The sequence below is a fragment of the Tenacibaculum halocynthiae genome (genome assembly GCF_964512825.1).
GTDB classification, from domain to species: Bacteria; Bacteroidota; Bacteroidia; order Flavobacteriales; family Flavobacteriaceae; genus Polaribacter; species Polaribacter halocynthiae.
Window position 1 is genome coordinate 149,688 of sequence record NZ_CAZELG010000044.1, and the last position, 12,150, is coordinate 161,837.

Annotated in this window: 11 protein-coding genes; 3 read left to right on the forward strand and 8 right to left on the reverse strand. The window is 29.0% G+C overall.

The genetic code is table 11. The features are described from left to right. Window positions 1–111: 111 nt before the first annotated feature. Entirely contained in the window at window positions 112–2,607 is a 2,496-nt protein-coding gene (locus tag ACKTTQ_RS18150) for a PIG-L family deacetylase (RefSeq protein WP_408050011.1), read from the forward strand. Window positions 2,608–2,684: 77 nt separating this feature from the next. Here the strand turns inward: ACKTTQ_RS18150 and ACKTTQ_RS18155 are convergent, their stop codons facing one another. From ACKTTQ_RS18155 to ACKTTQ_RS18175, 5 genes are all read right to left on the reverse strand, one after another. Further along, on the reverse strand, window positions 2,685–4,307 hold the full coding sequence (locus ACKTTQ_RS18155) for a class I SAM-dependent methyltransferase (protein WP_408050012.1): 1,623 nt from the start codon (window positions 4,305–4,307) through the stop codon (window positions 2,685–2,687). A 109-nt stretch (window positions 4,308–4,416) separates the two neighbouring features. Further along, window positions 4,417–4,959: an NUDIX hydrolase gene (locus ACKTTQ_RS18160; protein ID WP_408050013.1), complete on the reverse strand. Its 543-nt coding sequence runs from the start codon at window positions 4,957–4,959 to the stop codon at window positions 4,417–4,419. Window positions 4,960–4,995: 36 nt separating this feature from the next. Continuing rightward, a complete protein-coding gene (locus tag ACKTTQ_RS18165; RefSeq protein ID WP_299135946.1) occupies window positions 4,996–6,084 on the reverse strand; it encodes a M42 family metallopeptidase in 1,089 nt (362 codons plus the stop codon). 35 nt (window positions 6,085–6,119) lie between these two features. After that, entirely contained in the window at window positions 6,120–6,923 is an 804-nt protein-coding gene (locus ACKTTQ_RS18170; protein WP_093870960.1) for a lysophospholipid acyltransferase family protein, read from the reverse strand. Between the two features lie 58 nt (window positions 6,924–6,981). Then, complete coding sequence (locus ACKTTQ_RS18175) at window positions 6,982–7,608, reverse strand: NUDIX hydrolase (protein ID WP_408050014.1); 627 nt, start codon at window positions 7,606–7,608, stop codon at window positions 6,982–6,984. A gap of 103 nt (window positions 7,609–7,711) precedes the next feature. On the opposite strand from ACKTTQ_RS18175, the gene ACKTTQ_RS18180 reads away from it, so the two are divergent. After that, window positions 7,712–8,008: a hypothetical protein gene (locus tag ACKTTQ_RS18180; protein ID WP_408050015.1), complete on the forward strand. Its 297-nt coding sequence runs from the start codon at window positions 7,712–7,714 to the stop codon at window positions 8,006–8,008. Between the two features lie 53 nt (window positions 8,009–8,061). Here the strand turns inward: ACKTTQ_RS18180 and ACKTTQ_RS18185 are convergent, their stop codons facing one another. The 3 genes from ACKTTQ_RS18185 to fdhD all read right to left on the reverse strand — a co-directional run bounded on the left by ACKTTQ_RS18185 (window position 8,062) and on the right by fdhD (window position 11,097). Then, a complete protein-coding gene (locus tag ACKTTQ_RS18185; RefSeq protein WP_408050016.1) occupies window positions 8,062–9,564 on the reverse strand; it encodes a hypothetical protein in 1,503 nt (500 codons plus the stop codon). Between the two features lie 36 nt (window positions 9,565–9,600). Continuing rightward, the gene (locus ACKTTQ_RS18190) at window positions 9,601–10,230 is read right to left on the reverse strand and encodes a hypothetical protein (protein WP_408050017.1); all 630 of its coding nucleotides are present in this window, start codon (window positions 10,228–10,230) and stop codon (window positions 9,601–9,603) included. Between the two features lie 69 nt (window positions 10,231–10,299). Beyond that, window positions 10,300–11,097: a formate dehydrogenase accessory sulfurtransferase FdhD gene (gene fdhD, locus ACKTTQ_RS18195; protein ID WP_299135941.1), complete on the reverse strand. Its 798-nt coding sequence runs from the start codon at window positions 11,095–11,097 to the stop codon at window positions 10,300–10,302. A gap of 117 nt (window positions 11,098–11,214) precedes the next feature. Here fdhD and ACKTTQ_RS18200 point away from each other — a divergent pair, with 117 nt between their 5' ends. Continuing rightward, entirely contained in the window at window positions 11,215–11,946 is a 732-nt protein-coding gene (locus tag ACKTTQ_RS18200; RefSeq protein WP_113785405.1) for a DUF4294 domain-containing protein, read from the forward strand. Window positions 11,947–12,150 lie beyond the last annotated feature (204 nt).

Below are 12,150 nucleotides of genomic sequence, written 5' to 3' on the forward strand. Positions count from 1 at the left end.
TTAAAAATTATTACTTGAATTAAAATAAATGCAAAATGTTAGCATTTTGTTAATTTGTTAAATTCAACAAACAAAAAAGTTACATTTGTTACCCAATTCAAAATATTAAGGATGAGGAATAAAGTAACTGTTTTTCTTTTATTTTTATTGATTTCAATATCGATAGAAGCACAAAAACCGCAAAAGTTATCTTCTAATCAGATATACGAAAAATTACAAAAATTAAATTTTTTAGGTTCTGCATTGTATATAGCAGCTCATCCAGATGATGAAAATACTAGATTAATTGCTTACTTAGCTAATCATGAAAAAGCAAGAACAGCATATTTATCATTAACAAGAGGTGATGGCGGACAAAATTTAATTGGCTCAGAAATACGTGAGTTGTTAGGTGTAATTCGTACTCAAGAATTATTGGCAGCAAGAAGAATTGATGGAGGTGAGCAACGTTTTTCAAGAGCTAATGATTTTGGATATTCTAAACATCCTGATGAGACGTTAAAAATATGGGATAAAAAGAAAGTTTTAGCAGATGTTGTTTGGGCAATACGAACTTTTAAACCAGATGTTATAATAAATAGGTTTAATCATAGAACCCCTGGAACTACTCATGGGCATCACACTTCATCAGCAATGTTAAGTGTTGAAGCTTTTGAACTAGCTGGAGATAAAACTAAATATCCTGAACAGTTAGCCTATACAGATATATGGAACCCAAATCGATTGTTTTTTAATACATCTTGGTGGTTTTATGGTAGTCAAAAAAAATTCGCAGAAGCTGATAAAAGTAAAATGTTAAGTTTTGATATTGGAACTTATTACCCATTAAAAGGTTTGTCAAACAATGAGTTGGCATCTATTGCAAGTAGTCAGCATTTGTGTCAAGGTTTTGGACGTTTAACAACACGTGGTAGTCAAACAGAATATGTAGAGTTTTTAAAAGGTGATTTTCCAAAAGATAAAAAAGATATTTTCTCAGGAATTAATACAACGTGGAATCGTCTTAAAGGAGGAGGAGAAATAGGTGAAATTTTATACAGTGTAGAAAAGAATTTTGATTTTGTGAATCCATCTAAGCATTTACCAAATTTAATGAAAGCCTATACTAAGATTCTAAAGTTAGAAAATGAACATTGGAAACGTATAAAAACTAAGCAACTAGAAGAGATTATAATTGCTTGCTCTGGTTTGTATATTGAAGCCTCAGCTACTAGTTCTAGTACAACACCTAATAGTACTATTAATGTTAATTTTGAAGTATTAAACAGAAGTAATACTTCAATGGAGTTAAATTCTGTTGAATTTCTATCAAATGGAAAGAAAATTGCAAAAGAAATAAGATTGAAAGCTAATGATAAAAGAAATTTTAAAGAGGTTATTACCATAGGTGATTTACCATATTCATCACCTTATTGGTTAAATTCTGAATGGAATTTAGGTATGTATAAAGTACCTAATCAAAAAGAAAGAGGAAACCCAGAAACTAAAAGACCTGTTGAAATTAAATATAATCTTATCATAGATAATAAACCAATCTCTTTTATTAAACCTTTAATATATAGATATTCTAAAAGAGATAAAGGAGAAATTTATGAACCTTTTGAAATTTTACCACAGGTAACTACAAAATTAAAAGATAAAGTATTAATTTTTTCTACACAAGAAGCACAGAGAGTTTCTGTAGAAGTTAGATCAGGAGGAAAAAACACTAAGGGTTCTTTAAGTTTAAAAGCTCCAGATGGTTGGGAAGTAACACCTAATAAAGTTTCGTTTTCTATAGAACAAAAAGGTGATGTAAGATCAATAAATTTTATGGTTAAACCTACCCAAAAAGAGTCAAACGGATTACTAAAATCAATAGCAGAAATTGATGGTGAAATTTATGATAAAGAGTTGGTAGAAATTAATTATGAACATATACCAAAACAATCAATATTATTAGCTTCACAAGCAAAAGTTGTTCGTTTGAATATTAAAAAGCAAGGAACTAAGATAGGTTACATCCTTGGTTCTGGAGATGCAGTGCCAGAAAGTTTACGTCAAATTGGGTATACTGTAACTGAGTTAAAATCTGTTGAAATAAACGATAAAACTTTATTGGATTTTGATGCAGTAGTACTAGGTATTAGAGCATACAATACAAAGAAAGAACTACAGTTTAAACAAAAGTATATATTGGATTATGTAAAAAATGGAGGTAATGTAATTGTACAGTATAATACTAATAGGAGGGTAGATGTTAAAGCTCCTTATGACTTACAGTTGTCAAGAGACAGAGTTACTGATGAGTATGCAAAAGTTAATTTAATTGCAAAAGAGCATTCAGCATTAAATTATCCAAATAAAATAACTAGTGTAGACTTCGAAAATTGGGTACAAGAAAGAGGTTTGTATTTCCCTAATAAATGGAGTAAAGAGTATACTCCAATACTTTCAATGAACGATAAAGGTGAACGTATTAAGAAAGGAAGTTTATTGGTAGCAAAATATGGTAAAGGAAATTATGTTTATACAGGCTTAAGTTTTTTTAGAGAACTGCCTGCAGGGGTTCCAGGAGCATATAAGTTATTTGCTAACTTATTGTCCTTAAAAAAGAATGAAAGATAAACCCAGAAAAACCTCGAAATATTTTCGGGGTTTTTTATTGATTAATTATTGTAGACAAAATATTTAGTATTTACAAATTAAGAAACCTTTGGTTTAAAAAGATTAATTGAAACTGTTGCTAAATCTGAATTAGGAAATTTTTTAAAAGTATTTTCATCAGGTATTAATCCTATAGATTTCATAGCACTCATGTATTCTTCAATTTCAATTATATATTGATCAGAATATCCATGGGTAGCATCATAAGCAGTAGCAGCTGTTCTTCCTAAATTTTGACTAACTAATTCCGGTTTTGATGTGTGAAGTTCTATTAAAAGTAAACCAAATTTATGAATATAAGGAGCCCATTTTTTGAAGTGTTGTTTAAGCGATTCAATTACTAAATTATTATCTAAGCGTATACCTCTATGGGCATAAGCACCAGTTGAAGTACTTATAGTAATATTAGTGTTTAAATTCGGTTCTTCCCAAATGCGATTGTGATCTAAAAACGTACGAACGTTTAATAAGTCGGATAAGTTAATATCATATTTTTGTTGCAGGTCTTCTGACATGGCTTTAGGATTTCCAATATCTCCCCAAATTACTTTAGCCCAAATATCAGCCTGTACTAAATTTTTTCTAGTAATTTTTAAGGCAGCTTCATTATAATCTACTCCAATTAATAATAAAGGATACTCTTCCAAAACTTTGCCTCTGTTTGTTTGATTTTCAATTACATTAAATAGATGTTTTAAAAATGCTCCATTACCACAACCAACATCTAAAATACCTTTTGGTTGTTCATGTATAGGTTTATTAAATAAGTTGATAATGATTTCATCAATTACTCTAAAGTATGCTGCATGTGCACCTCCACTTCCCCATACATTCATTTCTCGATCTACATGAACCTCTTCAGCGGCAGTGTTAGCGTTTCTTAAAATTGTAGAGTCTTCAAAAATAAGCTTATCTAATTTTCTTAAAGTAGGAATATAAGATACAGTTACTCCATAAGCGCTTGCTCTTCGTGCAAAAAATAGTCCTTTATTTGTAAATTCATAAGAATCTCCAGTTTTCGTAAACCAATCTAAACCTGTAAGTATATCTAATAAGCGGCTAAAATTTTTAGCATCTTTATGAAATTCTTCCGCTTTAAATTTTGTTTGCATAAAATATTTATGAAACATCCCACTCATACCTAATAATACAACAGTGGGTCCAATAATTATACCCTCAATATGTGTTAAAATTTGGTTTAATATTTCATTTTCTTTTGAATTAGGTGGAGGTGAAACATTAAAATTATTTTTAAAGTTTTGATATAGTTCTTCTAGTTTTAAAAATGGTTCTGTTTCAAATTTTCTAGAGTTGTAATTTTTTGAAAATTTAAGTAATAAATAAGCTTCTTTGTAAATATCGAAATAAGAAAAAGCGATTGCTGACAACTCATTTATTTCAAAGTGTACAGTATTAGTTGTGTTATTTACTTGTTGATTTAACCAGCCTTGTGAGCATAAAGTGCGTAAAGCTACATTTAAATAACCATCATTAGCATTAAAAGTTGATGTGATTTCTGTTAAACTAACTGATTTTTTTTTCAATAAATATTTAGTGATACCTTTTTCTTTTAAGATATATGCTGCAGGACAGGTTACAATTCCGTCTAAATGACGAAATAAACTACTTCTAAGTATTGATTTTTCTTTATTAGATAACATTGACTAAGTATTTTCCTTTAAATATACTTATTTTTAAATGTCTTTCATAATAAAATAAAGAGGAAGTCTTTCGTTTAAAAAACTTATAATATAAAGAGTTATTAAATGTTTATTTTAGTTTTTCTACTATTTTATCATAAACAAAACTATAATAGTCATGATATTGAGGTAATAAAATATTCTTTAAATTTTTAGTGGTTATAATAGTTTGTAAATCAAATAATTTAATTTCATCTACCTCTTCTTTTTGAATAATTAAATCTTCAATAGGTGTTTTTAATTCTGCTATAAAAATGTGATGATATTCGTTATCTATTATACCATTATTATGGTTTATTTGATGTTTTCTCACACCAATTTTATATAAGTCATCTGGATTTATTGTGTAATCAATTTCTTCTTGTATCTCCCTAACTGCACCAATAATAGTATTTTCACCTGCTGCTATATGGCCAGCTACTGAAATATCCCATAAACCAGGGAATACTTTTTTAGTTAAAGCTCTTTTTTGAAGTAAAATTTTGTAATCTGAAGTATATAACCATACATGAATAGTAGGATGGAAGTAGCCATATTTATGAGCTATTGATTTTAAACAGGTCTTGCCTGTGTAATTACCAAATTCATCAAGAATGTCAATTATTTCATCCATAAAAAAAGAGTCCCGCATTTTGCGGGACTTAGTATATTATTTAAAATAAGAGAAGTCTTCTCCGTTTTCAATTTTTAAGAGACTTTGGTAAATCATTTTGATTACATTTTCAACATCTTCTCTGTGTACCATTTCAACAGTAGTATGCATATAACGTAAAGGTAAAGATATTAAAGCAGAGGCAACTCCACCATTGCTATAAGCAAATGCATCAGTATCAGTACCTGTTGCTCTTGATAAGGCTGAACGTTGGAAAGGAATATCGTTTGCTTCGGCTGCATCAATAATTAAATCACGAAGTTTTTGTTGTACAGCTGGTGCATAAGCAATAACTGGACCTTTCCCAATTTCTAATAAACCAGCTTTTTTCTTATCAATCATTGGAGTAGTAGTGTCATGAGTAACATCGGTAACAATAGCTACATTAGGTTTAATAGTTTGGGTAATCATTTCTGCACCACGTAAACCAATTTCTTCTTGTACAGAGTTTGTAATATATAAACCAAATGGTAAGTCTTTTTTGTTTTCTTTTAAAAGCCTTGCAACTTCAGCAATCATAAATCCACCCATTCTATTATCTAGGGCTCTACAAACAAATTTATCTCCATTTAATATATGAAACTCATCTGGGTATGTAATAACACAACCAACATGAACACCTAATTTTTCAATTTCTTCTTTAGTTGAGCAACCACAATCAATAAAAATATTATCTGGTTTTGGAGCTTCTTCTTTAGCTTTGTTACGAGTATGTATAGCTGGCCAACCAAAAACACCTTTTACAATACCGTTTTTAGTATGAATGTTTACTATCTTACTTGGTGCTATTTGATGATCACTACCTCCATTTCTAATTACATAAATAAGTCCGTTATCAGAAATGTAATTTACATACCATGAAATTTCATCAGCATGTCCTTCAATAACTACTTTATATTTAGCATCAGGATTAATAACTCCAACAGCACTTCCATAAGTATCTGTTATAAATTCATCTACATAAGGCTTTAAATAGTCCATCCAAATTTTTTGGCCTTCCCATTCATAACCAGTAGGTGCTGCGTTGTTTAAATATTTTTCTAAGAAGTCTATCGACTTTTGATTTAAAATTGATTTCTCAGCCATGTTTTTATTAATAAGATTTTATGAGAACTAAAAGATTAACTCCAAAACTTACGTTTTTCGTTTAATTCTTCTTGTTCTTTTATTTGTTTAGGAGTCATTACTTTTAAGAAAGATGGGTGTTGCTCAATGGCATATTCTATTCTTTCAACAATGTTTTCAATGCTCTCATTTTCGTAATCGATATCCAAAGGCTCTTTAATAACCATTGATTGTAAAACGTTACGCTTTTTTATTTGTAATCCTTTTTTATCAAAAGAACGTCTAAATCCATCAATTACAATAGGTACAACTACTGGTTTGTATGTTTTAATTAAATGCGCTGTTCCTCTTCTAATAGGTTTAAAAGCTGTCGTAGTACCTTGAGGGAAGGTGATAACCCATCCATCGTCTAAAGCTTTTTTAATATTAGAAATATCTGATAATTTAACTTGTCTATTAACATCTTTTCCACCACTACGCCAAGTTCTGTCAATAGATACTGATCCAGTATAAGCAAAGATTTTAGGTAAAATACCAGAACGCATGGTTTCACCAGCAGCGATGTAGTATACATTTAATTTAGGATTCCATATGTAACCAATGTTTCTAATATTATCAATACGTCCTTTTAAAGAAGCATTAAATACATGAAACATAGCAGCAACATCAGCAAAATATGTTTGGTGATTGGAAATGAATAAGACATTTTGATTTGGAAGTTGGCGTAAAATTTCAGAACCTTCAATTTGAAGTTCATTAAACCTACGATAACGTCCATGAGAAATAACTCCTAAGATACGTATAAGCCATTTTTTTATCCATAATATATGTCCAAAAGGATTCCTTTTAAATAAGGGCATATTGATGCAGGTTTTATTAGTATAAATGCTAAATTACAAAAGAAAAATAATACTGTTACTATTTAATTAAATCTTTAATTTCTGAAAGCATCATAGCAGTTGCTCCCCATACAATGTAATTATTTAGTTTAAAGGATGGTACCTCGATATTTTTCATGTATGATGTTTCCATTGGAGTGTAAACAATATTATCGTCATCTAGTAAATCTTGTGCTAATACCTCAATAATTGTAGCAACTTCATTATTTGGATTGAAAGTTGGTTTTTGGTTACAGAACCCAATAAAAGGAGTAACTAAAAAATTACTTGGAGGAATATATGTGTTAGATAATTGTCTTATTACAGTAATATCTTTATTGTTAACCCCAACCTCTTCGTAAGTTTCTCTTAAAGCAGTTTGTTGAAGATTAATATCGATTTTATCTACTTTTCCACCAGGAAAACTTATTTGTGCAGAATGCGCACCATTATAACTTGCTCGTTGTGTTAGTAAAAAGTTTGTTTTATTTTGTTTATCGGGATAAAACAAAGCTAAAACTGCTGCTTTTTTAGGAGATTTTTGTGTAATCATTTCTTCTGTATATTTTCTCCTTAATTCAGGAGCTAGCTTAAATTGAGAATCTAAACCTCCTAAAGGACTATTTTGAAATCGTTGTATTTGATTAGTGAAATCAGAAAAAATCATTTTTTATAGTATTTTAGACAAACATATTGATTTTAATAGCACGAAGTCAATTTTTTGGCTCGAATTTTGTATTTTAAATACTATTAAAAATCAAATAAAATATATGAGTAAAAAATATAAATATAGAAAACTAGCTTTGAGTTTAATTTTTGACGCTGTAGGTTATGCATCTTTTATTTTACCAGGATTAGGAGAAATTACAGATGTTATTTGGGCTCCAATCTCTGCATTTTTAATGACTAAGCTATATAAAGGGAATAAAGGGAAAATTGCAGCGGCAGTATCGTTTATAGAAGAAGCAATGCCAGGTTTAGATGTGATACCTACTTTTACACTTATGTGGCTATATACTTATGTTTTTAAATCTTCTGATGAAAAGAAAAAAACAATTGAAATATAACCAAAACCAAGTAAACGATATGTTAAGTACCAGATTTTGGTTATTTATTATTGTTATTTTTTCATACTTAAAAAGGAGAAATTATAGCTAATACCTAAATTCATATATGTTGAATTTAAACTACCACCTTTAGCTTTAACATGACCTAAAGCTCCTCTTAATTTTAACTTATCAGTTAATTTATAGTTGATACCTAAGCTAGGCTTTATTATTAAACCTTGACCAGTACTAATTCCACCACCACCAGCAGCTCCTCCTAATACTTGAAGGAAAATAGAGGTAGTATTATCAAATATTTTTTTTGATTGGTATCCTAAACCAACTATACCTTCAGCATAAGCTCCGGCATCACCAAAGTTAGCAAATGAGGTTTGGCCTGCTCCATAAATATGTTTATTTAAAAAGAAGTTAATTTGTAGTGATATCTGATGCATATTTTGACTAATCCCACTAACTCTTTGTGCGTTTATATATAAATCTTGTTTCAATATGGTTTCTAAACCTTTAAATACTCCTTTTGAAAAAGACAATGTTTTTGAATTTATACCATCCTTATCTACATAATATTTTAGACCAAAACCAAGAGTAGAGGAGGTGAAATGTGAATCTGGACTCATTAAATAACCTTTATTTAAAGTAGCATAAAAGTTGTCAAAAAGTTTTTGTTCTATTGAAAGATCAGGATAAATTAAAAAACCACCTTTTGTATCAACACCACCACCACCACCAGCACCTATACCAAATTTAGCAAGAATGTTGGTTCTGTTTTTATTCATAGAAAAATGATATCCTCCTCCTAGAAAAATATCCATATAACCAGCTTTAATTCCATGATAAGCACCGTCGGCTTTTACAAAAAAGAAAATGTTATTTGTTAAATATGAATTAAATTCAAATCCAGCTAACCGTATTGTTTTTCCTTTATATGAACCTTTAGTAACTGATAAGTTATTTAAATGCATTAATAAGGACAATCTACTACTAGGTTTGTTCCAGTCAGAGTCTTTTAAGTTGTTAAAAGAAAATTCAGTTTCTTTTTCGTCAAAACTTGAAGTTTGAAAGGATAAAGGAACTTGAATAGCTACATTTAATTGACTCCCTTTAATAGTTCCTTTATCAAAAAAGTTAACATAACTATAACCAGTTGAGATTGAAAAGTGTTTAAAGTCATATCCTAAATTAAAGTGTGGTAAAATAAATGCACCACCTCCATCGGGTGCGTTTGCACCACCACCACCACCAAAATGAATACCGGTATCTATAAATAAATTATCAGTGATGTTTTTTTGAATTCCTGCGTTAATTCCTAAAGTGAAGAAACCACCTCTAATACCTCCAACAGCACCATAAAAGCCTACACCTGCATAACTCCATTTATTTATTTTTAAATTGTAATGTAAGCCTGTGAAATCCATATTAGATTCATTTTCAGGCATCTTTATTGAAAGGAAATCTAATTGACCAAAACCAATTTGGGTAACTTTGTTTGGTAATTTCTCTTGTGCGTAAAAAAAATGAACACTCAATGTTATACTTAACACAAGTGCTCTTTTCATTATGTTTTTAAACATATAAAATAATTGAATTAATTTTTAATGATGAATTTTCTGTCGTTTATTATTTATGTATGATGCTACAAAAGCATCTTTAAAACCTATTTTTGCTAGTTCTTTTTTAAAATATTTAGCTTCATTTAAAGTTGAAAATAATCCTAATGAATATTTAAAGTAACCATTTTTAGATGATATAATTCCAGGTATTAGATTATTTGAAAGTAATGGGTATTTTTTTGTTTGAAAAACTCCTAGTTGAACTGAGTAAATTGTTTTTCCTTGTACATTAGATTCAACTTCATTTATAGTGTCATCTAAATTATCAGTACTTACCGAAGCCATATCTTCTTTCTCTACTTTTTTATTAACTCTTTTTAAGCTGTCAATAACACGTTCAGCCTCTCTAGTTTTAATTTCAGAAATATTAACTTTATTATTAGTTATAATACCCTTATCATTTAATTTTCCGCTTTTAAATAAATAGATAATACCTAATGCTAACCCCAAAAAAAGACCTAATATAATATAAATGGTTCTAGATTTTTGCTTATGGTGTTTGTATGTTTCTTGAAGCTCACTTAACTCTTTTTCAGATTCTTCTCTTTTAAGTTTTGCTTTGTCAAAATCTTCCTGCATTAATTGATACTTCTCTTCCTCGATGAATGGCATACCGTTGTTGTTTTTAGTTGATTTTCGACCACTAAAATACAAATCTTTTTTTAGTAGTGTTTTTTATGATCAGTAATTAATATATTGAGGGTTAGCGTATATTGTCATTTTATCATCTCTACTAAAACCTATAAGGCATATTCCAAACTCTTTAGCAAAATCTACAGCTAATGAAGAACAAGCAGAAACAGCAATTATTATAGGTATTTTAGCAAAAAACGCTTTAGATACTATTTCGTAGGAAACACGACCACTAACTAGCATTATTTTAGCACTATTTAAATCTTTTTCTTTTAATAAACTTCCAATACATTTATCAACGGCATTATGTCTACCAATATCTTCTTTACAGGTTAATAATTTTTGATTTTTATTAAATAAAGCACAAGCATGACTTCCTCCAGAAGATTTAAATGTAAATTGTAGTGATGTCATTTGCAAAAACATTTGCTGAATTTTATTTGAACTTAAGGTATAAGTGTTTTTTATAGGTTTTCCAGAAACTTGAATATCGTTGATTTCTTTTTTACCACAAATACCACATGAAGAGACTGATAATAAAGTTCGTTTATTTAAGTAGCCTTTACCTATTTTTTCTTTATCAATAGTAACATTTATAATATCATGATGATTATCTTTTTTAGTTGTAATATTAAAAGATAATGGTTCATTGCTTCTGTAAATATCTTCAGCATATAAAAGACCAGTAATTAAATCAGTATCATTATAAGGAGTTCGCATTACAACGGTATAAGCTTCTTCATTAATGTTTATTTGCAAAGGAGCCTCTATAACTAAATTGTCATTTAACTTATTTGAAATGTTATTAGATACTTTTATCGATTGGTATGCGTTTACTTGTGTCATAGAGAACAAAAGTAAATAATAAAAAAAACAAAAATAAGAAAATAGGGTAGCATTAAAATAATTAACTTTATGCCCTGTTACTTTAAAAGTAGAGAGATTGATCTATATCTTATTATAATGAAAAAGGTTTTAAGTATTTATATTGTTTTTTTTAGTTCGTTAATTATAGCTCAGGTGAAAGATACATTACCAAGCTTTGTAGATGATTATTACCTTATAAAGAATGGTGATTCATTAATGATACAACTTAATGAAGTGTCAGTATTACCTAAGCATAAGTTTACTTCAAAAGTAGATGTACATTATTATTACTGGTTTAGAAGAAAGGTGTTCAAAGCTTATCCTTATGCCATGTTAGCTTCAAAAAGAATAGATAGTCTTAATGTACGTTTAAATAGAGTTTCTTCAAAAAGAAAGAAAAAGCAATATATAAAAAGAGTTCAGAAATATCTTGAAAACGAATTAACAAATAGGTTGAAAAAATTAACAAGAACGGAAGGTAGAGTGCTTTTAAAGTTAATTCATCGCCAAACAGGAAAAACTGCATTTGATAATATAAAGGAATTACGAAGTGGTTGGAAAGCTTTCTGGTATAATACTACAGCTAATTTATTCAAGCTATCGTTGAAGTCAAAATATAATCCAGAACTTAATAATGAAGATTATCTAATAGAAGATGTTTTACAAAGAGCATATATAGATGAAGCATTGATTTATCAAGAGCCTAAGTTAAAAATGAACTATGTAAGTATATTAGCAAATAAAAAAGGAGGGATTAATGTAGAAAAGTATAAAAAAATGTTTGCTAAACAACGTAAAAGAAAGAAAAGACGTAACACAAGGAAGTAAGCTACTAAACAATACAGTTTAGGTATTACTAGAAGAAAAGAGTATTTATAACAGTACTCAAAAAAACTTTCACATTTAAAGGCTTAGTAGGTAGTTAATTAAGAGTTTCTTTAAAAATAACTTCAAAAAAGTCATTGTCATGTTAGAAAAGGGATCTATATTTGCACCCGCAAACGGATAAGCGTAGAGTTTAAAAGTAAGCAA